The organism is Streptococcus mitis (assembly GCF_946188615.1).
Lineage (GTDB): Bacteria > Bacillota > Bacilli > Lactobacillales > Streptococcaceae > Streptococcus > Streptococcus mitis_BZ.
In genome coordinates this window covers 136,448-161,338 of the sequence record NZ_CAMHVK010000003.1, presented here as the reverse complement: position 1 = coordinate 161,338, position 24,891 = coordinate 136,448, and the positions used below count along the sequence as shown (strand labels likewise).

General features: G+C 40.2%; 27 protein-coding genes and 1 pseudogene. 23 read left to right on the top strand and 5 right to left on the bottom strand.

The window, feature by feature from the left end; all coding sequences use genetic code 11:
* Positions 1-36: 36 nt before the first annotated feature.
* From apf to argH, 6 genes and pseudogenes are all read left to right on the top strand, one after another.
* Positions 37-687: an aggregation-promoting factor gene (apf, locus tag OCF95_RS04275; RefSeq protein ID WP_173876663.1), complete on the top strand. Its 651-nt coding sequence runs from the start codon at positions 37-39 to the stop codon at positions 685-687.
* 138 nt (positions 688-825) lie between these two features.
* On the top strand, positions 826-1,698 hold the full coding sequence (locus OCF95_RS04270; RefSeq protein WP_049534750.1) for a helix-turn-helix domain-containing protein: 873 nt from the start codon (positions 826-828) through the stop codon (positions 1,696-1,698).
* 368 nt (positions 1,699-2,066) lie between these two features.
* Positions 2,067-2,654, top strand: coding sequence for a hypothetical protein (locus OCF95_RS04265; protein ID WP_261104967.1), 588 nt, complete (start codon positions 2,067-2,069; stop codon positions 2,652-2,654).
* A gap of 157 nt (positions 2,655-2,811) precedes the next feature.
* On the top strand, positions 2,812-4,920 hold the full coding sequence (locus OCF95_RS04260; protein WP_261104966.1) for a bacteriocin-associated integral membrane family protein: 2,109 nt from the start codon (positions 2,812-2,814) through the stop codon (positions 4,918-4,920).
* Positions 4,917-5,558, top strand: coding sequence for an ABC transporter ATP-binding protein (locus OCF95_RS04255; RefSeq protein ID WP_261104965.1), 642 nt, complete (start codon positions 4,917-4,919; stop codon positions 5,556-5,558). The genes OCF95_RS04260 and OCF95_RS04255 overlap by 4 nt, the downstream gene beginning before the upstream one ends.
* Before the next feature lie 105 nt (positions 5,559-5,663).
* Positions 5,664-6,601: pseudogene (argH, locus tag OCF95_RS04250) on the top strand (argininosuccinate lyase); the annotation flags it as partial.
* A 302-nt stretch (positions 6,602-6,903) separates the two neighbouring features.
* Here argH and OCF95_RS04245 read toward each other — a convergent pair.
* Entirely contained in the window at positions 6,904-7,776 is an 873-nt protein-coding gene (locus OCF95_RS04245; RefSeq protein WP_261104964.1) for a hypothetical protein, read from the bottom strand.
* A gap of 303 nt (positions 7,777-8,079) precedes the next feature.
* On the opposite strand from OCF95_RS04245, the gene mnmA reads away from it, so the two are divergent.
* The 4 genes from mnmA (at position 8,080) to mnmG (ending at position 12,140) form a co-directional block, all read left to right on the top strand.
* Positions 8,080-9,201: a tRNA 2-thiouridine(34) synthase MnmA gene (gene mnmA, locus OCF95_RS04240; protein WP_261041680.1), complete on the top strand. Its 1,122-nt coding sequence runs from the start codon at positions 8,080-8,082 to the stop codon at positions 9,199-9,201.
* A 140-nt stretch (positions 9,202-9,341) separates the two neighbouring features.
* A complete protein-coding gene (locus OCF95_RS04235) occupies positions 9,342-9,797 on the top strand; it encodes an NUDIX hydrolase (protein WP_261104963.1) in 456 nt (151 codons plus the stop codon).
* 11 nt (positions 9,798-9,808) lie between these two features.
* Positions 9,809-10,237 (top strand): NUDIX hydrolase, encoded by a 429-nt coding sequence (locus OCF95_RS04230; RefSeq protein ID WP_020902664.1) that lies wholly within the window; start codon positions 9,809-9,811, stop codon positions 10,235-10,237.
* Positions 10,227-12,140: a tRNA uridine-5-carboxymethylaminomethyl(34) synthesis enzyme MnmG gene (gene mnmG, locus OCF95_RS04225; RefSeq protein WP_125415403.1), complete on the top strand. Its 1,914-nt coding sequence runs from the start codon at positions 10,227-10,229 to the stop codon at positions 12,138-12,140. The genes OCF95_RS04230 and mnmG overlap by 11 nt, the downstream gene beginning before the upstream one ends.
* Before the next feature lie 201 nt (positions 12,141-12,341).
* Here mnmG and rnjA read toward each other — a convergent pair whose 3' ends face one another.
* Complete coding sequence (rnjA, locus tag OCF95_RS04220) at positions 12,342-14,021, bottom strand: ribonuclease J1 (RefSeq protein WP_033682444.1); 1,680 nt, start codon at positions 14,019-14,021, stop codon at positions 12,342-12,344.
* 1 nt (position 14,022) lies between these two features.
* A complete protein-coding gene (locus tag OCF95_RS04215; protein ID WP_000639572.1) occupies positions 14,023-14,256 on the bottom strand; it encodes a DNA-dependent RNA polymerase subunit epsilon in 234 nt (77 codons plus the stop codon).
* A gap of 277 nt (positions 14,257-14,533) precedes the next feature.
* Here OCF95_RS04215 and OCF95_RS04210 point away from each other — a divergent pair, with 277 nt between their 5' ends.
* Positions 14,534-14,749, top strand: a complete 216-nt coding sequence (locus tag OCF95_RS04210; protein ID WP_049500723.1) for a hypothetical protein — start codon at positions 14,534-14,536, stop codon at positions 14,747-14,749.
* Between the two features lie 301 nt (positions 14,750-15,050).
* Here the strand turns inward: OCF95_RS04210 and cibB are convergent, their stop codons facing one another.
* Positions 15,051-15,203 carry a fratricide two-peptide bacteriocin subunit CibB gene (gene cibB, locus OCF95_RS04205; protein WP_000974044.1) on the bottom strand — a complete coding sequence of 51 codons (153 nt, stop codon included), beginning with the start codon at positions 15,201-15,203 and terminating at the stop codon, positions 15,051-15,053.
* 1 nt (position 15,204) lies between these two features.
* The gene (cibA, locus tag OCF95_RS04200) at positions 15,205-15,390 is read right to left on the bottom strand and encodes a fratricide two-peptide bacteriocin subunit CibA (protein WP_000180843.1); all 186 of its coding nucleotides are present in this window, start codon (positions 15,388-15,390) and stop codon (positions 15,205-15,207) included.
* Positions 15,391-15,580: 190 nt separating this feature from the next.
* On the opposite strand from cibA, the gene tsaB reads away from it, so the two are divergent.
* The 12 genes from tsaB to OCF95_RS04140 all read left to right on the top strand — a co-directional run bounded on the left by tsaB (position 15,581) and on the right by OCF95_RS04140 (position 24,799).
* Positions 15,581-16,264 (top strand): tRNA (adenosine(37)-N6)-threonylcarbamoyltransferase complex dimerization subunit type 1 TsaB, encoded by a 684-nt coding sequence (gene tsaB, locus OCF95_RS04195; protein WP_261104962.1) that lies wholly within the window; start codon positions 15,581-15,583, stop codon positions 16,262-16,264.
* Positions 16,261-16,698, top strand: coding sequence for a ribosomal protein S18-alanine N-acetyltransferase (gene rimI / locus OCF95_RS04190; RefSeq protein ID WP_261104961.1), 438 nt, complete (start codon positions 16,261-16,263; stop codon positions 16,696-16,698). Before tsaB ends, rimI begins: the two co-directional genes overlap by 4 nt.
* The gene (tsaD, locus tag OCF95_RS04185) at positions 16,688-17,698 is read left to right on the top strand and encodes a tRNA (adenosine(37)-N6)-threonylcarbamoyltransferase complex transferase subunit TsaD (protein ID WP_261104960.1); all 1,011 of its coding nucleotides are present in this window, start codon (positions 16,688-16,690) and stop codon (positions 17,696-17,698) included. The genes rimI and tsaD overlap by 11 nt, the downstream gene beginning before the upstream one ends.
* A 103-nt stretch (positions 17,699-17,801) precedes the next feature.
* Positions 17,802-18,665 carry an Rgg/GadR/MutR family transcriptional regulator gene (locus OCF95_RS04180; RefSeq protein WP_261104959.1) on the top strand — a complete coding sequence of 288 codons (864 nt, stop codon included), beginning with the start codon at positions 17,802-17,804 and terminating at the stop codon, positions 18,663-18,665.
* Positions 18,666-18,895: 230 nt separating this feature from the next.
* Positions 18,896-19,180 carry a bacteriocin immunity protein gene (locus OCF95_RS04175; RefSeq protein WP_004254985.1) on the top strand — a complete coding sequence of 95 codons (285 nt, stop codon included), beginning with the start codon at positions 18,896-18,898 and terminating at the stop codon, positions 19,178-19,180.
* Between the two features lie 121 nt (positions 19,181-19,301).
* Positions 19,302-20,528 carry an MFS transporter gene (locus tag OCF95_RS04170; protein WP_004254988.1) on the top strand — a complete coding sequence of 409 codons (1,227 nt, stop codon included), beginning with the start codon at positions 19,302-19,304 and terminating at the stop codon, positions 20,526-20,528.
* A gap of 143 nt (positions 20,529-20,671) precedes the next feature.
* The gene (locus OCF95_RS04165) at positions 20,672-20,893 is read left to right on the top strand and encodes a TetR/AcrR family transcriptional regulator (protein WP_004250194.1); all 222 of its coding nucleotides are present in this window, start codon (positions 20,672-20,674) and stop codon (positions 20,891-20,893) included.
* Positions 20,894-20,942: 49 nt separating this feature from the next.
* Positions 20,943-21,455, top strand: a complete 513-nt coding sequence (locus OCF95_RS04160) for an HdeD family acid-resistance protein (RefSeq protein WP_023948489.1) — start codon at positions 20,943-20,945, stop codon at positions 21,453-21,455.
* Positions 21,456-21,695: 240 nt separating this feature from the next.
* Positions 21,696-22,391 (top strand): AzlC family ABC transporter permease, encoded by a 696-nt coding sequence (locus tag OCF95_RS04155; RefSeq protein ID WP_000659743.1) that lies wholly within the window; start codon positions 21,696-21,698, stop codon positions 22,389-22,391.
* Positions 22,381-22,704, top strand: coding sequence for an AzlD domain-containing protein (locus OCF95_RS04150; RefSeq protein ID WP_020901825.1), 324 nt, complete (start codon positions 22,381-22,383; stop codon positions 22,702-22,704). Before OCF95_RS04155 ends, OCF95_RS04150 begins: the two co-directional genes overlap by 11 nt.
* Before the next feature lie 256 nt (positions 22,705-22,960).
* Positions 22,961-23,791, top strand: coding sequence for an amino acid ABC transporter substrate-binding protein (locus OCF95_RS04145; RefSeq protein ID WP_020901826.1), 831 nt, complete (start codon positions 22,961-22,963; stop codon positions 23,789-23,791).
* Positions 23,792-23,944: 153 nt separating this feature from the next.
* Positions 23,945-24,799 (top strand): MetQ/NlpA family ABC transporter substrate-binding protein, encoded by an 855-nt coding sequence (locus OCF95_RS04140; RefSeq protein ID WP_049546859.1) that lies wholly within the window; start codon positions 23,945-23,947, stop codon positions 24,797-24,799.
* Positions 24,800-24,891 lie beyond the last annotated feature (92 nt).

Here is a 24,891-nt window from a genome sequence, read left to right as displayed (position 1 = left end):
ATGATAGAACTATAGAAAGAAGGAGAATTTTCAAATATGAAATCAACAACTAAAAAGATTAAAACAACTCTTGCAGGAGTAGCTGCCTTGTTTGCAGTATTTGCTCCATCATTTGTATCTGCTCAAGAATCATCAACTTACACTGTTAAAGAAGGTGATACACTTTCAGAAATCGCTGAAACTCACAACACAACTGTTGAGAAATTGGCAGAAAACAACCACATCGACAACATTCATTTGATTTATGTTGGTCAAGAGTTGGTTATCGATGGTCCTGTAGCACCTGTTGCAACACCAGCGCCAGCTACTTATGCGGCACCAGCTGCTCAAGATGAAACTGTTTCAGCTCCAGCAGCAGAAACTACAGAAGTAGCAGAGGAAGCAGCTCCAGCGGCAAGCGCACCTGCAGCAGAAGAAACAGTTGTTTCAACAGAAGCTTCAGCACCTGCTGCAACTGTAAGCGGATCTGAAGCAGAAGCTAAAGAATGGATCGCTCAAAAAGAATCAGGCGGTAGCTACACAGCTACAAACGGCCAATACATTGGACGTTACCAATTGACAGATTCATACTTGAACGGTGACTACTCAGCTGAAAACCAAGAACGTGTAGCAGATGCTTACGTTGCAGGACGTTACGGTTCATGGTCAGCCGCTAAAAACTTTTGGCTTAACAATGGCTGGTATTAAGAAATAGGGGAAAGAGCTTTGAATAGCTCTTTTTTCTTTCCTTTTTAGAATCCTGTTCACACTATGTAGACAATCTGATATAATCTTCTCAAAAAAGTAGTATAATGTTTTTATAGAATATAAATAGTGGTGGTTAGCATGCATGCATTATTAGCAACAAGATTAAAAAATAAGCGAAAAGAGCTGGGCTGGTCGCAAAAAGAGTTGGCAGAAGGAATTTGCCAACAAACTCAGATAAGTCGAATGGAACAAGGTAAATATATGCCAGGAGCAGATTTGTTATATAAATTATCTGAAAAAATGGGCTTAAATATGGACTATTTCTTTTCAGGAGAAATTTCGAAAGAGTTTCTAGGTTTATCTGCTTTCAAGAGATTGTCTGAAACATTGTTGGAAAATCAAGATTATGCCTCTTTAAAATATGCCTTTGAGGGAGAAAGAAAGCAACAGACTTCTTTATCTTTTGATGAAAAGATTTATCTGGACTGGATAGATGCCATTCTAACCTATCAATGTGAACATCAATTAAAACTAGCTATTTCAAAAATAGAGGACATCCTCAGTAGGATTAGTATTGATAAAGTGGATTATTTGTATATTTTGAATACCCTGCTGATTTTCTTAGGCTATGATGAGGATAAGGAGAAATTTGAACAACTATATGAACAGGTTTCCGTAGCTCTTTCAAAAATCGATACCAGTGTGCGTGAACAAATTGAGTTGTATATCAAAATAAAATACAATTATTGTTACCACCTTTGGAAACAGGAGGAGATGGACAAGTCCAGAGCGCTATTATTAGAGATGATTGAATTTTGTAACAAGTATCATAGTAGCTTTAGGTTAGCAGATTTATATTGCTTGTTGGGAAATGTAACAGAAAATCTTGATATCTCTGTTGCTAAGGACTATTATATGAAAGCTAAGGTGCTCTATCTAATTGAAAATAATGAAGTTATGGCACTAAAGGTAGAACAATATCTGATGGATAAGCAGTCAGAGAATGTATGAGGATAGCAGAAGCTATCTTTTTTATGTGCAAGATATAACTATAATTCTTCTTTTCAAAAATATCTAATATGTTGCTTGAATTGCTTGACAGGTTATATATGTTGATTTATAATATAGGTGAAACGAGTTGTGTAAACGCTACCAAAAACGGTATTCTTAACTTTGTATTTATTCGAGAATTATGATGTAGCTAGAAAAGGCGTGGAAAAATGTTTAAAATTAAGGAGCTTTTTCGAGTAGTCATGATATTTGTGATAGGAATTATCCTAATTTTAATGACACCAGTTTTATTTAAAGTTGTTATGGAACTATTTTCAAAATAAATAGGCCTCTGCTTTAAGTGGAGTAGTGAATCAGGAGGTTAAGTGATGAACTATAATTTAAAATATATCTTATCAGGAATATTTATCATAGTCTTTATAGGTTTCCTAGTCTGGATGCGTTATTTTAATCAGAGGAAGGAAGAAGAGCATTCGGATGTGTCTTTTGAAGCGAGGTTAGACAGTGAGGTCAAGACCTTATATAAACAACTAGCATTGAGTGAGGAACCTCACTATTTCTTAGCTTATCGCTACTTACACCCTTGGTTTAATCTAGCGATTTTACCACCAACAGTTGAAATTTTCTTAACTAAAATAGCGCTGGTGATGGTAACTCCAGATGAACTACTGATAAGAAATCTTGGGAATGGGATGACTTTCACAAGTGAGCATCATCGTGATTTGCGGCAAGGACTTATCCGCATTCCAAAATCAGGGATGAAAGAATTTGAGATTCGCAACTGGAAAAGAGCTTTTGTATTTGGAGATTTTTTGACAATCAAAACAAGCCAACATAGCTATTATTTGCAGGTCAGAGATGATGGCATTCAGAGGGGAAGTCTTTCTACCAAACATTTCTCCGACTTGAAACGACAAGATTTTTTAGGATTATTGACAGATAAAAGGACATTTTGATAGACAATTGCCCAAAAAGCCAATCTCTGAACGTTCAAAAATTCAAAAACCACACAGTATTCATTTTGATTTGATTGTGTTTAAGATTGGAATTACAGTGTGGTTTTATTAGGAAGTTAGTTTTTGCTAGCCTCGTCTCTTCACGGGAGGTATCTCTATGAAAAAAATCAGTCATCTTTGTATGTTTCTGCTCTTGCTGTGTACCACTTTTTTTGTTTTTAATGTAAACTACACACGTGAAGCGGTTCGGATTCGGGAAATGGGAAAGACTGTAGATTCTTTGGATTTGTATTTGAAAGATATTAACGAACCTGCAGCGTCTGTTCTTCGATTTTTTGAGGATGTATCAAAGGAGTACAAGGTCTCCATCATCAAAACAGACAGTGGTGATGAGGTAATCAAGTCTGGTGTTTTTGATAAAGATACCTTCCCCTACCAAGAGTTTGGGATTTCTTCTCTTGATTTTACCACAGATGGTGAAGGAGTCTACAGTAATAAAGAAATTTCTAATAAACTTGGTACGATTCCGACCCTTCTAAAAGCCAAGCCTATTCAGCTTATGACTTTTCAAACCTATATCAAGGATACATCTCGTAGTTTAAATGGTCGCTATACGATAACTTCTACACAAGAGATGGATAAGGATAGGATTGTACAGAAATGGAGCGATTTTTTCAAGATAGACCAGGCTACCTTGCTAGAGCCTACCTATAAAAGTGCAGTGGAAGTCATAAATCGAGATTTGCTTTTATCTGCCATTGTTTTTGTCTTGGCTATTTTACTTCTTGTGTTAGTAACAGTTTATCAGCCGATGATGGAGATGAAACGAGTGGGGGTTCAAAAGTTACTTGGTTTTCAAAGCGGGGCAATTTTAGCTGGTTTTGTAAAGACTAATTTTTATCTTCTCTTGGGTGGAAGTCTTGTCATTGACTTGGGACTATTTTTAGTGCTGGACTACAGGCCAAAACTTCTGTTCCCAAGTTTACTCTTATCCCAATTTCTGCTTTTACAGTTGTATTTGTTCATCAGTTGGCTGACCTATCTGATGATTCAGAAAATGACAGTTAGTTCCATGTTGAAAGGTTTTTCATCTGTCAAACTTGGTCTCATCTTCAATTATGTGATGAAAATAGGGACAACTATTTTACTGACGGCCTTACTGATTGGGGTAGGCAGAAGTCTAGAACAAGAAAACAAAGAACTTGCTTATCAGCAACAGTGGGTAAACCAAGGGAATTACTTGACCTTAGAAACCTTCCAACTCAATGACAACCTGTGGCAAGAAGAGCTAGCAGGTTCAGGGAAATCTACAGATTATTTCTACCAATTTTATCAAGATTTGCTAGCAAAAATACAAGTAAATTATGTGCGAAGTGCGAGTCTTCCTATCAAACCAGTCATCAAAGCAGAACAAGTGCAGCACTACCAACTGCCTGATAAGGTAGATGTTTACTATGCTAATAGCAATTTTCTAAAGAGCAAGGGATTCAAGTTACCAGATACCAGCACTAAAAAAGTTATTTTGATGCCAGCCAGTGCCAAAGGACAAGAAGGCAAGAATCAGTTCTTGGGAAAATCCATAGCCTATCTTTCTATGAGGTATGAAGATCAGCAAAAGCAAAGGATAGAAGATATGGATGTAGAAATTGCCTACTATGAAGGAGATTGGTCTTTCTTCCCTTATAATAATGAGCGAAAGGAAAATCTCCACAATCCAATCATTAGTCTGGTAAATGATCAAGACATGATGTGGGAAGAAAAGACTCGCTTGTCAACGACAGGTTTAAACAATCCGATGAAAGTTGAAAATACAGAACAAAATCAAAAAGTGATTACGGAGTTAGTTGAGAAATTATCAGATGGGAATTATTTAAAATTTTCATCGATTCAAGCCATTCAACAAGAGAAAGTAGATTCTTATCGAGATGCAGTTCGAAATCTTAATATACTCTTTGCTTTGTTTGGTCTCCTTAGCATGATGATTTCCTACTTCTTACTAGTAACAACTTTCTTGTTGAAGCGTAGGGATATCATTACCAAGAAGTTTATGGGGTGGAAACTGGTCGATCGCTACCGTCCTCTCCTCGTTCTGCTCTTGCTGGGCTATAGTCTCCCTCTTCTAGTCTTGATTTTCTTTGCCCATGCGTTCTTGCCACTTCTGCTGTTTGCAGGCTTTACATGTCTGGATATACTATTTGTGCTAGTCTTGGCTTCTAGGATGGAGAAAAGAAGTCTAGTAGAGTTATTGAAAGGGGGCATCTTATGATTGAGTTGGAAAATATTACCAAAACCATTGGGGGAAAAGTGATTTTGGATCACTTGTCTCTTAGGATTGATCAGGGGGATTTGGTAGCCATTGTTGGTAAGAGTGGTAGTGGTAAGTCGACCTTGTTAAATTTATTAGGTTTAATAGATGGTGATTATAGCGGACGGTATGAGATTTTTGGCCAGACAAACCTAGCGGTTAATTCTGCCAAGTCACAAACAATAATCCGTGAACATATCTCTTATCTATTTCAAAATTTTGCCCTGATTGATGATGAAACGGTCGAGTACAACCTCATGCTGGCGTTGAAATATGTGAAATTGTCCAAGAAAGACAAGCTCAAAAAGGTGGAAGAGATTTTAGAGAGAGTAGGTTTGCCAGCTACGTTGCATCAAAAGGTCTCCGAGTTGTCTGGTGGTGAACAACAACGAATTGCAGTTGCTAGAGCCATCTTAAAACCCAGCCAGCTGATTTTAGCCGATGAACCGACAGGTTCGCTGGACCCTGAAAATAGAGATTTGGTCTTGAAGTTTCTCTTAGAGATGAATCGCGAGGGGAAAACAGTCATTATTGTGACCCACGATGCTTATGTAGCCCAACAATGTCATCGTATCATTGAATTGGGCGAGGGGAAATGAGTTAGCTCTGCTTATTTTGACTGACTGAATACTCATGTTTCCCCACAGATAAATAGCATCAATAAGCCTAGGAATGAAATTTTTATGTAGTTTTCCTAGGTTTTTAAGGAACAACTTGGCCATGTCCTAGATAAACTGGCTCATCTCAAAGGTGTTTTATTAGACTTGGCGGAAAATCATGTGGAGACGATCATGCCGGGCTATACCCATCTGCAACATGATCAGCCTATTAGTTTTGCCCACCACCTGATGGTTTACTACAATATGTTTCAAAGAGATAGTGAACGTTTTGAATTTAACCAGAAGCATACAGACCTATGCCCTCTAGGTGCGGCAGCTTTGGCAGGAACGACTTTCCCCATTGATCGTCAATTGTCTAGCAATTGTCTAGCAATTTGCTGGAGTTTAAGCAACCTTATACAAATTCTTTGGATGCTGTTAGTGACCGCGATTTTATCTTAGAATTTCTATACAACGCCAGCATACTCATGATGCATATGAGCCGTTTTTGCGAAGAAATAATAAATTGTTGTAGTTTTGAGTACCAATTCATTACCTTGTCAGATACGTTTACAACAGGTTCCTCTATTATGCCCCAAAAGAAAAATCTAGATATGGCTGAGTTGATTCGAGGAAAGACTGGTAGAGTTTATGGGAATCTGTTTGGACTATTGACAGTCATGAAGTCCTTGCCTTTAGCTTATAATAAGGATTTGCAAGAGGATAAGGAAGGGATGTTTGATACGGTCGAAACGATTTTAAATTTCCTCGATGTATTGGCAGGGAAAGGTTTGCCATTTAGAGAAGCTCATGAGGTTGTGGGAAGATTAGTGCTAGACTCTATCAAGTGTGCTAAAAATATTCAAGATTGGAGTCTGTAGGAATTACAAACCTATCATTCCCTCATTGCCGAGGATATTTATGTCTACTTGCAACCTAAAACTGCTGTTCAAAGACGAAATTCCTTGGGAGGTACAGGATTTGAACAAGTGAAATACCAGATTGCAGTTGCTAAGAAAGCGAATAAAGATTTAAAAAGTTGATAAGCAGTAAAAATAAAGGCGCAAGCTTATTTTCATAATAAGGCAGTGTGAGACTTTATTTTGTGATTTTTATCCGTTTTGTAATGATTTTTTGTCTACTATGTAGGATGGATATAAACTCAATTTCAGAAGAAATGAAGTAAATCTTTCCACAATAAAACGCATATTATCAAGATTTTTGTGTACTGCACCCCAAAAGTTAGATTTTTTCTGTCTAACTTTTGGGGTGCAGTTCATTGTCTACCTGATACTATGCGTTTTTATGATTTCAAAGCTTTTTTGGCCAGTCTTTTTCTTAAGGATTAACGCTGACCGAATGATGTAACTCCGCCACCTAAACTAGCGAGATCATCACTATTTATTGTGGGAACTTCAGCATTGTTACTATTGGTATTAGTCTCTGCTTGAGCTTCTGAAGTATTAGCAGCTTGATTTTGTGTACTTACCCCATCATTTCTGCTGCTGCCAGCACTATCAGATGAAGGTTGTTCGCTTGCAGGTGCCTGTGAACTGTATCTGCTCCCATTTGACTCAGTATAGCTTGGAGTGTAGCTGCTTCCTTGTGAAGAATAGCTTTCTCTTCTCTCCTCGATACTAGTCGTTTCTGTTTCTTTTTTGTCAGTCTTTTGTCCTTCTTTTTTGGTCAAGACTTCAACTTGCTTTTGGAATTTAGAAATCAGTTCTTGAATGGGTTTTATTTTTTCATCAATAGTGGCTTGTTCGCTTGTGGAGTTAACACTTTTAATGATTTCTAGTATTTTTTGTAAGGAAGTGATGGCTGTTTCAAGTGTTTGTTTATCTTCAAACTGACTATCGGATTCCTTTATATCCATTTTTAAAGCTTTTTCGCTATAATGATTGGTTATTTTATCGGCAGTAGAAGTAAGAAAGTCTGCTAATGTTTGCTTGCCTTCGTCAGTGTTTGGCTTCAATTCTTGAATTTTTTTCCAATCCTCTATAATTGTTTCAGAATCGATATTAAAATCTTTGATGGCTTTTTTTACTTGTTCGACATCTTGTTCATTTTTTTGCCGTTTGAAGAAAGCAATATTGCCTCTTTCTGTTAAGATGTTTTCTTGATGAATGACTAAACCTATTAAAAGTCCAATACTTGCGACAATGATAATAGTAAAAATGGTATTTTTTGATTTTAGAATATCTTTGTAGTTTTTCACAATCGTTCTACGTACATGGATGGTAGTATCTTTAAGGGATCATGTACGTATTCCTCCTCAATATAGTATATCATTTTTAGTTTATTTTATAAATAAGATAATAAGCAGTAGAGGGATTAAGCTATAAATTACCCTCTTTTTAAACAATTATATATGTATTTACAAAGAGGTTGGTCGATTGACAGCCTCTTTCTTGTCTTCTCTAACCAAGCATGTTATAATGAATACTGCTCAAGCGACCTTCAATCGTTAAAGCACACACGACCTTCAATCGTGAATAAACGAATAGATGGGAGACTTACCATGAGTGATAACTCTAAAACACGTGTTGTCGTGGGGATGAGTGGTGGTGTCGATTCGTCGGTGACGGCTCTTCTTCTCAAGGAGCAGGGCTACGATGTGATCGGTATCTTCATGAAGAACTGGGATGACACAGATGAAAACGGCGTCTGTACGGCGACCGAAGATTACAAGGATGTGGCTGCGGTGGCAGACCAGATTGGCATTCCTTACTACTCTGTCAACTTTGAAAAAGAGTACTGGGACCGCGTTTTTGAATATTTCCTAGCGGAATACCGTGCGGGACGCACGCCAAATCCAGACGTTATGTGCAACAAGGAAATCAAGTTCAAGGCTTTTTTGGACTATGCTATGACCTTGGGGGCAGACTATGTGGCGACTGGGCATTATGCTAGAGTGGCGCGTGATGAGGATGGCATTGTTCACATGCTTCGTGGCGTGGACAATGGCAAGGACCAAACCTATTTCCTCAGCCAACTTTCGCAAGAACAACTTCAAAAAACCATGTTCCCCTTGGGACATTTGGAAAAGCCTGAAGTTCGCAGACTAGCAGAAGAAGCAGGACTTGCGACTGCTAAGAAGAAAGATTCGACAGGGATTTGCTTTATCGGAGAAAAGAACTTTAAAAACTTCCTCAGCAACTACCTGCCGGCTCAGTCTGGTCGCATGATGACTGTGGATGGTCGCGATATGGGCGAGCATGCAGGTCTTATGTACTATACGATTGGTCAGCGTGGCGGGCTTGGTATCGGTGGGCAACACGGTGGTGACAATGCCCCTTGGTTCGTTGTCGGAAAAGACCTAAGCAAGAATATCCTCTATGTCGGACAAGGATTCTACCATGATTCGCTCATGTCAACCAGCCTTGAGGCTAGTCAAGTTCACTTTACTCGTGAGATGCCAGAGGAATTTACACTCGAATGTACGGCTAAATTCCGCTACCGTCAGCCTGATTCTAAGGTGACCGTCCATGTCAAAGGAGACAAGGCAGAGGTCATCTTTGCGGAACCACAACGCGCGATTACACCAGGACAGGCAGTTGTATTTTACGATGGCGAAGAGTGTCTAGGTGGTGGCTTGATTGACAATGCTTACCGTGACGGACAAGTTTGTCAGTACATTTAGATTGACAAATTTTCTCAATTTGCTACAATAATAAAAGCAATAGAAATGATGGTCAAAGCTCATGGATGTTGCAGGCTTTTTTGTCCTGCACTTCTTTGGAGTTTTGACTGTTTTTGTGTCGTTTAAGGGAAAGGACAAGAATGACTCAGCAAGACTTTCGGACAAAAGTAGACAATACGGTTTTTGGTGTTCGGGCGACAGCTTTGATTCTTCAAAATCGCAAGCTTCTAGTCACCAAAGATAAGGGCAAGTATTACACTATCGGAGGTGCCATCCAAGTCAATGAAAGCACGGAAGACGCGGTAGTCCGTGAAGTGAGGGAAGAACTAGGTGTCAAAGCTCAAGCTGGGCAGCTAGCTTTTGTGGTTGAAAATCGTTTTGAACAGGACGGTGTTTCCTATCACAATATCGAGTTTCATTATCTGGTGGACTTGCTTGAAGATGCTCCATTGACCATGCAGGAAGATGAGAAAAGGCAGCCCTGTGAGTGGATTGACATAGACAAGCTTGAGGATATCAATCTAGTTCCAGCCTTTTTGAAAACAGCCCTGCCAGATTGGGACGGCCAACTAAGACACATTCATCTTGAGGAATAGGAGAGAAAAGGATGGTTAAGCTTATTGCCCATGTACTTGTTCATAGTGGAGATGATTATTTGCTCATTCAGCGTTCGGAAATTAAAAGAGGACAACCCAATGTTTATCCAACTTACTGGGATATTCCTGGTGGCGGGGTTGAAAAGGGTGAACTTCCGCGAGATGGAGCTCTTAGAGAATGTATTGAAGAAGCGGGAGTTCGGCTAGATAACAGTTCGCTCAAACTTCTTCATGAAGATAGTCAACTGGATACCTCTAAGGATACGGTCTTTACTCGCTTAGTTTATAAAGCAGAGTGGGTTGGGGAGAAGCCAATTATCAGATTAGATCTTGAAGAGCATACGCACTTTAAATGGGTTACTATGGCTCAAGCTCTAGAGGAGGAGAAGTTAGTTCCTTATTTACGAGAAATTTTTGAAAGGTTAAGAAATGACATATAATTTTACTGAAGAATACGATATTATTGTAATCGGTGCGGGACACGCTGGGGTAGAAGCATCCCTAGCTGCCAGTCGTATGGGTTGTAAGGTCTTACTTGCGACCATCAACATTGAAATGCTGGCTTTCATGCCTTGTAATCCTTCTATCGGTGGTTCTGCCAAGGGGATTGTCGTGCGTGAAGTTGATGCACTTGGTGGTGAAATGGCTAAAACCATTGACAAGACTTACATCCAGATGAAGATGCTCAACACAGGTAAGGGTCCTGCCGTTCGTGCCCTTCGTGCGCAGGCTGACAAGGAGCTTTACTCTAAGGAGATGCGCAAGACAGTTGAAAATCAAGAAAATCTGACTCTTCGTCAGACCATGATTGATGAGATTTTGGTTGAAGATGGCAAGGTTGTCGGTGTTCGTACAGCGACCCATCAAGAATATGCTGCCAAGGCTGTTATCGTGACCACAGGGACTGCTCTCCGTGGGGAAATTATCATCGGAGACCTCAAGTACTCATCAGGTCCTAACCACAGCCTAGCTTCTATTAACCTTGCTGACAATCTCAAGGAACTGGGCCTCGAAATTGGTCGTTTCAAGACGGGAACGCCTCCACGTGTCAAGGCTTCTTCAATCAACTACGATGTGACCGAGATTCAGCCAGGAGACGAAGCGCCAAATCACTTCTCATATACTTCACGTGATGAGGACTATGTAAAGGACCAAGTGCCATGCTGGTTGACCTACACCAACGGTACAAGTCATGAGATTATCCAAAACAACCTCCACCGTGCGCCTATGTTTACAGGTGTGGTCAAGGGAGTGGGTCCTCGTTACTGTCCGTCGATTGAAGACAAGATTGTGCGCTTTGCGGACAAGGAACGCCACCAACTCTTCCTTGAGCCAGAAGGGCGCAATACTGAGGAAGTCTATGTCCAAGGCCTCTCAACCAGTTTACCTGAAGATGTGCAACGTGAACTTGTTCATTCTATCAAAGGTTTGGAAAATGCAGAGATGATGCGAACAGGTTATGCCATTGAGTATGACATGGTCTTGCCACACCAGTTGCGTGCGACTCTGGAAACCAAGAAAATCTCCGGACTTTTCACTGCTGGTCAGACCAATGGAACGTCAGGTTACGAAGAAGCTGCTGGGCAAGGGATTATCGCAGGTATTAATGCGGCTCTGAAAATCCAAGGCAAGCCTGAATTGATTTTGAAGCGCAGTGATGGTTATATCGGGGTGATGATTGATGACTTGGTGACCAAGGGAACCATTGAACCCTACCGTCTATTGACCAGTCGTGCTGAATACCGTCTCATTCTCCGTCATGACAATGCCGATATGCGTTTGACAGAGATGGGACGCGAGATTGGACTTGTGGACGATGAACGCTGGGCTCGATTTGAAATCAAGAAAAATCAATTTGACAATGAGATGAAACGTCTAGACAGCATCAAACTAAAGCCAGTCAAGGAAACCAATGCTAAGGTTGAGGAGATGGGCTTCAAGCCGTTGACCGATGCAGTGACAGCCAAGGAATTCCTTCGCCGTCCAGAAGTTTCTTACCAAGATGTGGTTGCCTTTATTGGACCAGCAGCAGAGGACTTGGATGACAAGATTATTGAATTGATTGAAACAGAAATCAAATACGAAGGCTATATTTCCAAAGCCATGGATCAGGTAGCCAAGATGAAACGCATGGAAGAAAAACGCATTCCAGCCAATATAGACTGGGATGATATTGACTCCATTGCGACAGAAGCTCGTCAAAAGTTCAAACTCATCAATCCAGAAACCATCGGCCAAGCCAGCCGTATTTCGGGAGTAAACCCAGCAGATATTTCTATTTTGATGGTATATCTTGAAGGTAAAAATCGTAGTATTTCTAAAACTCTTCAAAAATCAAAATGATACGTCGTCGGCTTCTTACGAATGAGTTCAAAGCTTGGCTTTGATTCATCTCCAGCCTCCCATAGTTCCCCGAACTATGGGAGCTAACTCAAGTTATGCTTTCGCCTAGCCTTCTAGTCTGATTTCGATTTTTATTGAGTTTTAATCTCAAAAGAAAGCATAGAGAAAAACAGCTCCGAAAAATCGGGGCTGTTTTATGATTTATTCTTCATCTGGTGTAAGGATCATTGGGATGATAATCGGTTCACGTTCTGTATTTTCATAAAGGAAGGGGCGAATAGCGTTGACAATGGCACCATTGACAGATTGAACGCTAGCATCCTTGTTTTTCAGTGCGATACGAATTGCATTGAAGAGGATGCGTTGGCTTTGGCGAATCAAGTCGCCAGACTCTCTCATGTAGACAAAGCCTCGACTGAGGATGTCTGGACCAGATAGAATCATCTGCGATTTGAAGTCAACAGTTGCGACTGCCAGAACGACACCGTCTTCAGATAGATCGCGACGATCTTTGAGGACCGCAGCGCCGATTTCACCGATACGATTTCCATCGACATAGATGTCTTGGGCATTGAAATGACCTGCGATACGAGCTGAGTCAGCAGTAAGGGCAAGCACATCACCATTGCTCATGATAAAGATATTGTCCTTTTCAACACCAGTATCCACCGCTAGTCCAGCGTGGACTTTTTGCATGCGGTATTCACCGTGGACAGGCATGAAGTATTTTGGCTTAATCAAGCGGAGCATGAGTTTTTGCTCTTGCTGGCCACCGTGTCCAGATGTATGGATATTGTTAACCTTACCGTGGATAACTTCGACACCAGCTTCTGAAATGATGTTAATCAGCTTGTTGACGCTAGTCGTATTTCCAGGGATTGGACTTGAAGAGAAGATAACGGTATCACCTGGTTGGAGTTGTACCTGACGGTGGGTTCCGTTGGCGATACGAGAGAGGGCCGCCATTGGCTCACCCTGACTACCTGTACAGAGGATAAGAATCTCGCCTGCAGGGTAATCTTTGATTTCATTTGGCTCGATAAAGGTTCCCTTAGGAGCTTTGATGTAGCCAAGATCGATTCCGTTGACAATGGCCTTTTCCATAGAACGACCAAAGACCGCAATCTTACGTCCAGTCTTAACAGCAGCTTCTGTTGCTTGTTGGAGACGGAAGATATTTGAGGCAAAGGATGCAAAGATGATACGTCCTTCGATGCCTTGGATAATCTTCATGATGGACTGGCCAACGACTTTTTCAGAGTTGGTAAAGGTTGGCACTTCCGCATTTGTCGAGTCCGAGAGGAGACAGAGTACGCCTTCTTCACCAAGGGCAGCCATACGATGCAAGTCCGCAGGTTCTCCAACTGGCGTGAAGTCGAACTTGAAGTCACCCGTACAAACGATTTTCCCTTGAGGAGTATGAATGACAATCCCCAAAGGCTCTGGAATAGAGTGAGTCGTTCTAAAGAAAGTTGCCTTGAGATTTTTAAAGGTCAACTCAGTGTTGTGGTTGATTTCGTAAAGTTTGGCGTTGCGCAAGAGGCCGTGTTCTTCGAGTTTCCCACGGATCAAAGCCAAGGCAAGCGGTCCAGCGTAGATAGGGACATTTGCTTGCTTGAGCAGGAAAGGAATGCCACCTATGTGGTCCTCGTGTCCATGTGTGATTAAGACAGCCTTGACTCGGTCGATATTGTCCACGATGTAAGAGTAATCAGGAATGACGTAGTCGATACCCAGCAAGTCATCTTCTGGGAATTTAATCCCAGCATCGACGATGATAATCTCATCTTGGTATTCAATTCCGTAAGTGTTTTTCCCGATTTCTCCCAGACCACCGATGGCAAAAACGCCGACTTCTTCAGGTTTAAGAGTATAGGCCATATTAGAACTCCGTGATTTCGAAGGCGCCAGTTTCTTTTTCGTAATCTAGCAATTTGTCAGACAAGAGTTCGATATACTCGATATTGTACTCTGGGCGATTTTCTTCGACAAGTTGACGAGCAGCGATACGGCCCTCAAGTTCTGAGCTGGCATCGATGTCTAGGTAAAGTGCGCGTGTTGTTTCACGGCGTGGGCTACGTTCTTTTGTTTCTTGATAAAAAACTTTGTAAATCATATAGTTCCTTTCTATTTACAGGTCAGCTTATTCCAAACTTTTAGCAGAGAATTGCTTGATTTCATTCCATTTTTGTCTAGATTGACCTTGATTCGTTACAATTATTTCAATTATACCACAAAATGAAAAATTAGTAAAAGACGGAAACGAGAAAGTCATAGGGTTACTCGTTGGTAAGCGTTTGCAAAAATAAAGAAAATATGTTATTTTGATAATGGAAGTGGAATTTATCATTTGTCACAATTCCCTATAGTTTTTAAGTCAAGGAGGTTGCCCTATGTATAATTTATTTGCTTTTGCTATCGGAGCTCGCTTAGTAGCTTTTATTGTTTTTGTTGCTTGCGTTTATGGAGGGAATCTTCTATTTGCCAAACTGGAACAACGACAAACCAAGTTCTTGTGGAAAATTACCTTTGTGACTCTCTACTCGCTTTTTCTCCTCCTCGTAACCTATGTAGTTTGGTTTATATTTTACTTTGGATTAAATGCTTAGATGCCCTGCTCTGCTGGGGTATTTTTGTTTGGGGGCAAAGAAAATTCCACCCCATCTATCAAGATGAGGTGGTCTTTGCATTTTTCTAAAATGACATGACAATGGAATTTTCAGAGCTTATTAGCTTTATATTAATGATTCTTCTGCTCAAAAATAGAGTTGAAGACTAAAAACAAAACAATACAAACAGATAAATCGATTGGTAAAGGGATAGTAGTAATGTTTAAATCATTGAGAATGCTGAGCAAACTATAAGAGATAAAGATAATAAAATTTATCCTTCTAAAAATGTGTTTTTTATCTAGCATGACTTACCAAACTTTTTACGAAGGTCTTTTCCAATGGTATAACCTGCCATAAATAAAGCGATACCAACACCTACACCAAAACCACCCTTTATTTCTTGCAATTCCTTATTAGAAATTTCACAATAGTTGTTCAAATCTTTCATCATATTAATCTCCTCCTAAAAAATAACCAGCTGCCAAACCAGAACCTACAAGTGCTGTTCCACCTGCAATAGCTTTCCAAGATACTGCTACTCCAAAGATAACCAAGGGAGCGAGACCGCCATCAATATCTGATAATTCATTTTCAGATAAGGATAAAAATTGATTGTCAAGAACGTCAAAATTTGTCATTGAACTTTCCTCCTTTTTTCTTGTTCACTTTTATATTCGGAAAAGAAAAGGAAAAGTGAGCATTTTTTTAAATTTATTTGCGAATTATTTTTTGTTTAAGTCTAGGTATTCCTGTTTAGGGATAAAGAAAATTCCCATGTGCCAGCTTTTGTAGTATAATAGTAAGCAGACCAAAAGATAGGAATATGTTATGAAAGTATTAGCTTTTGATACGTCCAGCAAGGCTCTTTCTCTCGCTATTTTAGAGGACAAGCAGGTTCTTGCCGAGACGACGATTAATATTAAGAAAAATCACAGTATTACCCTCATGCCAGCCATCGCTTTTTTGATGGAGAGTTTGGACTGGACGCCCAAGGATTTGGACCGAATCGTGGTGGCGGAAGGACCAGGTAGCTACACAGGTTTGCGAATTGCGGTAGCAACTGCCAAGACTTTGGCTCATACCCTGAACATCGAGTTGGTTGGTATGTCTAGTCTCTTAGCTCTGGTGCCATACCAGCAAGAAGGCTTGTTCGTTCCTTTGATGGACGCGCGTCGCAACAATGTTTATGCAGGATTTTATGAAAATGCCAAACCTGTCATGCCAGAAGCGCACCTGCCTTTTGAGCGAGTCATCGAACTAATCAAGGGTGCTAGTCAGGTAACCTTTGTCGGAGAAGTTGGTCCCTTTGTTGAGCAGATTCAAGAACACTTGCCAAGGACTAATTTCAAAGAAACCTTGCCTAATGCAGCCAATCTTGCTCTTTTGGCTTGGGATAAGGAAGCAGACTCCTTGCACGACTTTGTGCCGAATTACCTTAAACGAGTCGAGGCTGAGGAAAACTGGCTCAAGAACCATACCGAGTCTGGTGAATCCTACATTAAACGCCTATGATAGAAATCAAACGAATCCAACAACAGCCTGACCTAGCTCAAGCCATCTACGCAGTTATGGCAGCTGTTTACCCAGTCAGTCCTTGGACGCTGGAACAAATCCAAGCAGACCTGTCCCAAGACCAGATTTGGTATGCTCTAGCTTACGATGGGGCAGAAGTGATTGGCTTTCTAACCGTGCAGGAGAATCTTTTTGAAGCAGAAGTCTTGCAAATCGCTGTTAAAGGAGCCTATCAGGGTCAGGGAATTGCCTCGGCCTTGTTTGCTCAATTGCCGGCAGATAAGGAGATTTTCCTCGAAGTCAGAAAGTCAAATCAACGAGCGCAAGCATTTTACAAGAAAGAAAAGATGGCGGTCATCGCTGAGCGAAAGGCCTACTACCATGACCCAGTCGAGGACGCCATCATCATGAAGAGAGAAATAGATGAAGGATAGATATATTTTAGCATTTGAGACATCCTGTGATGAGACCAGTGTTGCCGTCTTGAAAAACGACGATGAGCTCTTGTCCAATGTCATTGCTAGTCAAATTGAGAGTCACAAACGTTTTGGTGGCGTAGTGCCAGAAGTAGCCAGTCGTCACCATGTCGAAGTTATTACAGCCTGTATTGAGGAGGCGCTAGCAGAAGCAGGGATTACTGAAAACGATGTGACAGCTGTTGCGGTTACCTATGGACCGGGCTTGGTTGGAGCCTTACTAGTTGGTTTGTCAGCTGCTAAGGCCTTTGCTTGGGCACATGGACTTCCGCTGATTCCCGTTAACCACATGGCTGGCCACCTCATGGCAGCACAGAGTGTAGAGCCTTTGGAGTTTCCCTTGCTAGCCCTCTTGGTTAGTGGTGGGCACACAGAGTTGGTCTATGTTTCTGAGGCAGGAGATTATAAGATTGTTGGGGAAACGCGGGACGACGCGGTTGGTGAGGCCTATGACAAGGTCGGTCGCGTCATGGGCTTGACCTATCCAGCAGGTCGCGAGATTGATGAGCTAGCTCATCAGGGGCAGGATATTTATGATTTTCCTCGTGCCATGATTAAGGAAGATAATCTGGAGTTTTCATTCTCAGGTTTGAAATCTGCCTTTATCAATCTTCACCACAATGCCGAACAAAAGGGAGAAAACCTATCTACAGAGGACTTGTGTGCGTCCTTCCAAGCGGCAGTTATGGACATTCTCATGGCTAAAACCAAAAAGGCTTTGGAGAAATATCCTGTTAAAACCCTAGTCGTGGCAGGTGGCGTGGCTGCCAATAAAGGCCTCAGAGAACGCCTAGCAGCTGAAATCACAGATGTTAAGGTCATCATCCCACCCCTACGCCTCTGCGGAGACAATGCAGGAATGATTGCCTATGCCAGCGTCAGCGAGTGGAACAAAGAAAACTTTGCAAGCTTGGACCTCAATGCCAAACCTAGTCTCGCTTTTGATACCATAGAATAAGGAGTCAGCTTAAGGCTGGCTTTTTTGCTCTCTTAAATGTCAGAATATTTTGACAAATAATTGTGAATAATGATATACTATATAAAAAATAGGAGGTGGTGAGATGATTGAGAGAATGGAGTTGGGAGAATTTTACAAGGAATTACGTTTGGCGAGAAAGCTCAAGCAGTCAGATGTGGCTTGTGCTGGTCTAACAGCCTCTCAGTTGTCCAAGTTTGAACTAGGGCAGTCTATGCTATCTGCGGATAAGTTGATCCTAGCCATCCAAGGGATCAATATGAATTTTGATGAGTTTGGTCATAAGCTAAACAATTATCAAGAATCCCTACATATGCAGATTGGTAGAAAGGTTGTGGATCGCTTTGCCCACCAAGATATAGCTGGTTTAGAGCAACTGTTGGAGGAAGTCGAGCAAGAACAGATGGCAGAGACCTATCGTCGTTTGAATGCCATTGTAATTAAAAACGCACTCCATTCCTTAAATAAGAACTATCCATTAGTAAAAGAAGATAGCGAGTTTTTGACTATCTATCTCTATGCTATTGAGTCTTGGACCTGGTTTGAACTCTATCTCTTTTGCAATACCATGCCCTTCTTGAGCAATCAAGATTTGATATTTTTATCGACCGCTTTAATTGAGAAATCTAGGGAATTTAAAGAGTTGGTACATAATCGATTGTATATGAAAAGTGGATTTCTGAATATTATATCAGAACTCATGGAGCGTAAACTTTTCTCTTATATCCCAATTTTTGAAGCTGAGCTAGAGAGCATGCTTCGTCCATACGATGTTTTTGAAAAAGTATTGTGGCAGTTTTTAAAGAAAATGAAGATTTTCCTTCAAACCAAAGGAAGCAATCAAAAAGAGATTGAAAGATTTATCCAACCTCTGCAAGTATTAGAAAATCCACAATTGCTAGCCCTCTTCGAATTGCGTTTGAAGCAATACAAAGAACTTATTGAGTAGTCAACAATTGCAAATCTGAAATTTCTATAAGAAAAAATATCAAATATGCGATTTTCTAAAATAAGCTAATTTTCGTGTTATACTATCCTTGTAAAGCACTTCAAGCAGATCCTAAGTCGCAGAAGTGGTTTATAGATGGGAATTCGTACAGTATATGTTTAATTATGAGCATACTGTAAATGGCTGGACTAAAAGTGAAACTTGGCGTCCTAGATAAAATGAGGTAAACGATGGAAAAACAAAGTCAGTTACAAATGTTAATTCATTCCCTATACAATAATAAAGAAATTAGCTTGACGGAAGAATTTAGGAAGCAATTGCTGGAAACAGCAAAACAGTTCTCTAGTACTAATGAAGATTTGTTAGCTGTACGTCTTTCTTTTGCCGTCTCTAAAGAATTGTTGAGCTTTAAAGGTGAACCGCCGACAGAGTTGTTGGATTTAGCAAAATTTGTCCAAAAGAAAGAAGCTAAATACAAGCAGGGAATAGTGTGGTCTGGTATTTTTAAGATATGATTTATTATAAAATACGGCATGAACATCATATAATGGATGAATCTGAATATGAGCAAGGCTTGGAGTTCAATATTAAACCAAGTCTTGTTTTCTATACACTGGAACTTTAAAAGGAGTTGTGATGAAAGTATTTCTTCAAAATAGAAATTTTAGGCAATTAACCATCAACCAGTGGATTTCAACGGTTGGGGATACGATTTTTTATCTGGCCTTTTTGAATTATGTGGCAGATGCATCTTTTGCCCCTTTGGCGATTTTACTGATCACGATTTCAGAAACCCTTCCTCAAGTTCTGCAAATCTTTCTGGGAGTTTTGGCGGATTTTCAACATCATCGTGTCCTAAAATATACAATGATTAGTTTTGCAAAATTTTTGCTTTACTCTATCGTTTCTTTATCACTTTCAGGGCAGTCCTTTTCCTTGTTATTAGTAGCATTTATTTGTCTGATTAACCTCTTATCTGACACATTGAGTTATTTTTCAGGCGCCATGCTCACTCCGATTTTCATTAGAATTATTGGGCAAGACCATCTGGCAGAAGCTATTGGATTTAAACAGTCAACTGTTAGTTTAGTGAAAACAATCAGTAATATTCTAGGAGGAGTCTTACTAGGTATTCTATCTATCCAGTCTATTTCCTTACTGAATGCTCTGACCTTTTTAATCGCATTTTTAGGTATTCTTTTCATAAAAACAGACCTCTTGAAAGTAGAAAAAACGATTAGCTATCAAGAAGGACTCTCTGTAAAATCCTTTTGCCAGCATCTGCTCCAATCATCAAAATTGATATGGAATATGAATAAGGTACTCTTGGTTTTGTTTATTATCTCTATTAGTCAAGCAGTGATAAATGTTACAGTTCCTGTTTCTACTCTGTTTTTGAGGAATCAGCCCTTTTTGAATTTACAAACAGGTCAATCTCTTGCCTTGTTATCCACCCTTGAATTGTCAGCCCTTATTGTCGGAAGCCTTGTGAGTGGCTATCTGAAGAATACAATCTCCATAAAACTAGCCCTATATGCCTCGCTTATTATCCAATTACTCCTTTTAGTTGGCTTTGTGGCAGTTCGTTTTGACTGGATTCTTATCTTTAGTGCCTTGGATGCCTTTTTCGCAGGTATCCTCTCTCCTCGATTACAGGAACTCATTTTTAAACAAATACCTGAGGAGTCAATGGGAGCAGTTCAATCCTCTATCGGCGCCATTACAGTTGTTTTACCTAGCTTATTTACAATAGCTTTGGTAACCATTGCTACTAGCTTTGGAACTCTGGCAGTTAGCTTTGTTTTATTGCTATTTCTTCTAGCTGCCTTTATCATACTCTTGAATATCCGTGAAAACATTTAGCGAAGAATGTGTATATTATATGTTTGAGACTGGATTCCAGTCTGTTTATGATGGCTACAATCAGCAGACTGTTAAATTTTTGAGAAAGTTGCTTGACATTTTAGACCAATCGGTTTATAATTAAAAAATGTAGAGGTAAATACATGAGAAAAGAAGAAAAAACAAGACTACGAAGAGAGAAAATCATTACCGCTGCTTTGTTTGAATTTGCTACAAAAGGCTATCAAGGTTTTGTCATCAATGAACTTTGTAAAGTGGATGGTATTGCCAAAGGAGTTTTGTATCATAATTTTTCAGGGAAATCAGACCTCTATCTAACTTGGTTTCAGGATATGAACATCAATTATCACAGGTTTTGGATATGATGATTTATGGAATACTAGAGGAAGATTCCTCTAAAAAAGGAGAAAAATAATGTCGAAAATTTGGAAATGGTTGTTACTAATTGCGGGTATTTTTGCAGTTTTTGCAGGTTTTAATATGTTTGCACATCCTCTTATTAGCTTGGCTTCCATGACTTTCTTGTTTGCACTTGTATTTGCAGTTCAAGGGATTTCTGAGATTGTACAATACTTCAAATCAGAAGAAAAGCATGGCTGGAATTTATTTGGAGGAATTGTTACCCTCATCCTCGCTCTTACCTTATTCTCAGGTAGCTTTATTGAAATGGTAACATTTGTACCATTTATCATTTCTTTATGGGCCTTGACAAATGGTATTACAAAAACTATCGTTGGTTTCAAGGTTCGTAAGACGGATAAATCGGTAGGTACCCCTCTAGTTTGGATGGGGATTTTAGGAATCGTAGCAGGTTTAATCATGATGGGATACCCATTGATGACCGGTCTCTATATTAGTTACACCATTGCCTTTGTCTTTATTTATCAAGGTATTGTGGCAATTGTTCAATTCTTCAAGATTAAATAAGAATAAAATGGAGTCTGTCTGATTACAATCAGCAGACTTTTTTCTCTTTCCTGAATGTGTTATAATAGTCCATGCTATGGCTGGAGCCTTTTCAGCCTACTTATACTCTTCGAAAATCTCTTCAAACTGCGTCAGCTTCTATCTGCAACCTCAAAACAATGTTTTGAGCAACCTGTGGCCAGCTTTCTAGTTTGCTCTTTGATTTTCATTGAGTATTATTAAGACAATATGAGGAGAAAGATGAAAGAAAAAGGATTTTGGGAGGGGGCGCAGGCGGCCATGCCAACGGCCCTTGGTTATGTCAGTATTGGCTTGGCCTGTGGGATTATTGGTGCGCCCTATGTGACACCTGTTGAGATGGGCTTGATGAGCCTCTTTGTTTATGCTGGGAGTGCCCAGTTTGCCATGTTGGCACTGATTGCGGTTCAAGCACCTGTGGCAGCTATTGCTATGACGGTCTTTTTGATTAATTTGCGTCTCTTTTTGTTGAGTTTGCATGCGTCAACTTATTTCCGTCATACCAGTCTCTGGCAAAATATCGGTATGTCTAGTCTCTTGACGGATGAGACTTATGGCGTTTTGATGGGCGAGTTAGCCCATACAGACAAGGTCAATCCTATGTGGATGCACGGAAACAATCTCAACAGCTATGTGGCTTGGTTTGTGGGAACAGTTGTCGGAACGGCTCTGGGTGGTCTGCTGCCAAATCCAGAAATCTTTGGCTTGGATTTTGCCCTGGTTGGGATGTTCATCGGCATTTTTGCTTCGCAATTCCAGATTATGCAAAGACGGATTCCTGTCCGCAATCTGCTCATTATCCTAGCAGTTGTTGCGGTGTCCTTCTTTTTACTCTTAACAGTGGTGTCTCAGTCGCTAGCTGTTCTGTTTGCGACGCTACTTGGTTGTACAATGGGGGTGGTTTTAGATGGTCAGTAAGTATCTTTTATTAGCAGTTATTTTCTCTGGCTTAGTGACTTGGATTCCCCGTATGATTCCCTTCATCTTGGTCAAGTATAAGGGCTTGCCTGCAATCGTTGAGCGTTTTTTGAAATTCTTGCCCGTTTCTATTATCTTTGCCTTGATTCTTTCAAGCGTAGTGACAGGCAAGGTTGGGAGTCTTCCTCAAATCAAATGGCTGGACTTCTTAGCAGTCTTTCCAACAGCTTGGGTAGCCTTTCGCTACCGTAATCTAGTCGGCACAGTTCTCTTTGGAGTGGTCTTGATTGGAGTCTTGCGTTTGGTCTTTTAATACTCTTCGAAAATCTCTTCAAACCACGTCAGCGTCGCCTTACCGTAGGTATATGTAACTGACTTCGTCAGTCTTATCTCCAACCTCAAAGCAGTGCTTTGAGCAACCTACGGCTAGCTTCCTAGTTTGCTCTTTGATTTTCATTGAGTATAAATTAGCCATAAAGAAAACCTATCACAGAGATAGATATCATATAATGGCGTAAATGCTCTTTTTCTGTTAAGATTATAAGGTATTCTATTTTGGAGGAAATGACATGAAAAAAATCGTTAAATACTCATCTCTTGCTGCCTTAGGCCTTGTTGCTGCAGGTGTGTTAGCAGCTTGTTCAGGTGGTGCTAAGAAAGAAGGAGAAGCAGCTAGCAAGAAAGAAATTATCGTTGCAACCAATGCTTCACCAAAACCATTCAACTATGAAGAAAATGGTGAATTGACTGGTTATGAAATTGAAGTGGTTCGCGCTATCTTTAAAGACTCTGACAAGTATGATGTCAAGTTTGAGAAGACTGAGTGGTCAGGTGTCTTTGCAGGACTTGATGCTGACCGTTACCAAATGGCCGTTAACAACATCAGCTACACTAAAGAACGTGCTGAAAAATACCTTTACGCAGCGCCAACCGCTAAAAACCCTAACGTTCTTGTAGTGAAAAAAGATGATTCTAGCATCAAATCGCTTGATGATATCGGTGGAAAATCAACAGAAGTTGTTCAAGGGACAACATCTGCTAAACAGTTAGAAGACTACAACAAACAACACTCAGATAATCCAACTGTCCTTAACTATACTAGAGCTGACTTCCAACAAATCATGGGACGTTTGAGCGATGGCCAGTTTGACTACAAGATTTTTGATAAAATCGGTGTTGAAACAGTTATCAAGAACCAAGGTTTGGACAACTTGAAAGTTATCGAACTTCCAAGCGACCAACAACCTTACGTTTACCCACTTCTTGCCAAAGGTCAAGATGAGTTGAAAACATTTGTAGACAAACGCATCCAAGAACTCTACAAAGACGGAACCCTTGAAAAATTGTCTAAACAATTCTTCGGAGACACTTATCTACCAGCAGAAGCTGATATTAAATAATTTCTTGAAATCATCCATTCTGAGTAAGGTGGGTGATTTCTCAATTTTTAGTGATATAGTTTTAAGCTATATATCTGACTATCTAATAACAATTTGTGAAATCAAACAAATTGTGAGATACTAGTACGGTATTATTTTTAAGGAGAAAGAATCATGAAAATTAAAAAATGGCTTGGTGTAGCAGCCCTTGCTACAGTCGCAGGTTTGACTCTTGCAGCTTGCGGAAACTCAGAAAAGAAAGCAGATAATGCAACAACTATCAAAATCGCAACGGTTAACCGTAGCGGTTCTGAAGAAGCTCGTTGGGATAAAGTCCAAGAATTAGTTAAAAAAGACGGTATTACTTTGGAATTTACAGAGTTCACAGACTACTCACAACCAAACAAGGCAACTGCTGATGGCGAAGTAGACTTGAACGCTTTCCAACACTACAACTTCTTGAACAACTGGAACAAAGAAAACGGAAAAGACCTTGTAGCGATTGCAGATACTTACATCTCTCCAATTCGCCTTTACTCAGGTTTGAATGGAAGTGACAACAAGTACACTAAAGTAGAAGACATCCCAGCAAACGGAGAAATTGCTGTACCGAACGATGCTACAAACGAAAGCCGTGCGCTTTACTTGCTTCAATCAGCTGGCTTGATTAAATTGGACGTTTCAGGAACTGCTCTTGCAACAGTTGCTAACATCAAAGAAAATCCAAAGAACTTGAAAATCACTGAATTGGACGCTAGCCAAACAGCTCGTTCATTGTCATCAGTTGACGCTGCCGTTGTAAACAATACCTTCGTTACAGAAGCAAAATTGGACTACAAGAAAGCACTTTTCAAAGAACAAGCTGATGAAAACTCAAAACAATGGTACAACATCATCGTTGCGAAAAAAGATTGGGAATCATCACCTAAGGCTGATGCTATCAAGAAAGTGATCGCAGCTTACCACACAGATGACGTGAAAAAAGTTATCGAAGAAACATCAGACGGTTTGGATCAACCAGTTTGGTAATAAGAAACAGGGAGGTGGGAGAGAAAATTCCACCTCTTGCTTTTGTATAGAGCATGGATTGTCAGGAAGAGTAGTTCATAGAAAGGTAGAGA

What these genes read in the sequence shown, in the direction of transcription:
- OCF95_RS04165 (WP_004250194.1), top strand. Translation starts at nt 20,672, where the DNA reads ATGAGAAAAGAAGAAAAAACAAGACTACGAAGAGAGAAAATCATTACC.
- tsaB (WP_261104962.1), top strand. Translation starts at nt 15,581, where the DNA reads ATGAAAGTATTAGCTTTTGATACGTCCAGCAAGGCTCTTTCTCTCGCT.
- OCF95_RS04260 (WP_261104966.1), top strand. Translation starts at nt 2,812, where the DNA reads ATGAAAAAAATCAGTCATCTTTGTATGTTTCTGCTCTTGCTGTGTACC.
- rimI (WP_261104961.1), top strand. Translation starts at nt 16,261, where the DNA reads ATGATAGAAATCAAACGAATCCAACAACAGCCTGACCTAGCTCAAGCC.
- OCF95_RS04265 (WP_261104967.1), top strand. Translation starts at nt 2,067, where the DNA reads ATGAACTATAATTTAAAATATATCTTATCAGGAATATTTATCATAGTC.
- OCF95_RS04255 (WP_261104965.1), top strand. Translation starts at nt 4,917, where the DNA reads ATGATTGAGTTGGAAAATATTACCAAAACCATTGGGGGAAAAGTGATT.
- OCF95_RS04215 (WP_000639572.1), bottom strand. Translation starts at nt 14,256, where the DNA reads ATGATTTACAAAGTTTTTTATCAAGAAACAAAAGAACGTAGCCCACGC.
- OCF95_RS04210 (WP_049500723.1), top strand. Translation starts at nt 14,534, where the DNA reads ATGTATAATTTATTTGCTTTTGCTATCGGAGCTCGCTTAGTAGCTTTT.
- rnjA (WP_033682444.1), bottom strand. Translation starts at nt 14,021, where the DNA reads ATGGCCTATACTCTTAAACCTGAAGAAGTCGGCGTTTTTGCCATCGGT.
- cibA (WP_000180843.1), bottom strand. Translation starts at nt 15,390, where the DNA reads ATGACAAATTTTGACGTTCTTGACAATCAATTTTTATCCTTATCTGAA.
- OCF95_RS04175 (WP_004254985.1), top strand. Translation starts at nt 18,896, where the DNA reads ATGGAAAAACAAAGTCAGTTACAAATGTTAATTCATTCCCTATACAAT.
- apf (WP_173876663.1), top strand. Translation starts at nt 37, where the DNA reads ATGAAATCAACAACTAAAAAGATTAAAACAACTCTTGCAGGAGTAGCT.
- OCF95_RS04170 (WP_004254988.1), top strand. Translation starts at nt 19,302, where the DNA reads ATGAAAGTATTTCTTCAAAATAGAAATTTTAGGCAATTAACCATCAAC.
- OCF95_RS04155 (WP_000659743.1), top strand. Translation starts at nt 21,696, where the DNA reads ATGAAAGAAAAAGGATTTTGGGAGGGGGCGCAGGCGGCCATGCCAACG.
- OCF95_RS04270 (WP_049534750.1), top strand. Translation starts at nt 826, where the DNA reads ATGCATGCATTATTAGCAACAAGATTAAAAAATAAGCGAAAAGAGCTG.
- OCF95_RS04160 (WP_023948489.1), top strand. Translation starts at nt 20,943, where the DNA reads ATGTCGAAAATTTGGAAATGGTTGTTACTAATTGCGGGTATTTTTGCA.
- OCF95_RS04235 (WP_261104963.1), top strand. Translation starts at nt 9,342, where the DNA reads ATGACTCAGCAAGACTTTCGGACAAAAGTAGACAATACGGTTTTTGGT.
- OCF95_RS04145 (WP_020901826.1), top strand. Translation starts at nt 22,961, where the DNA reads ATGAAAAAAATCGTTAAATACTCATCTCTTGCTGCCTTAGGCCTTGTT.
- mnmG (WP_125415403.1), top strand. Translation starts at nt 10,227, where the DNA reads ATGACATATAATTTTACTGAAGAATACGATATTATTGTAATCGGTGCG.
- OCF95_RS04140 (WP_049546859.1), top strand. Translation starts at nt 23,945, where the DNA reads ATGAAAATTAAAAAATGGCTTGGTGTAGCAGCCCTTGCTACAGTCGCA.
- OCF95_RS04150 (WP_020901825.1), top strand. Translation starts at nt 22,381, where the DNA reads ATGGTCAGTAAGTATCTTTTATTAGCAGTTATTTTCTCTGGCTTAGTG.
- cibB (WP_000974044.1), bottom strand. Translation starts at nt 15,203, where the DNA reads ATGATGAAAGATTTGAACAACTATTGTGAAATTTCTAATAAGGAATTG.
- tsaD (WP_261104960.1), top strand. Translation starts at nt 16,688, where the DNA reads ATGAAGGATAGATATATTTTAGCATTTGAGACATCCTGTGATGAGACC.
- mnmA (WP_261041680.1), top strand. Translation starts at nt 8,080, where the DNA reads ATGAGTGATAACTCTAAAACACGTGTTGTCGTGGGGATGAGTGGTGGT.
- OCF95_RS04180 (WP_261104959.1), top strand. Translation starts at nt 17,802, where the DNA reads ATGATTGAGAGAATGGAGTTGGGAGAATTTTACAAGGAATTACGTTTG.
- OCF95_RS04230 (WP_020902664.1), top strand. Translation starts at nt 9,809, where the DNA reads ATGGTTAAGCTTATTGCCCATGTACTTGTTCATAGTGGAGATGATTAT.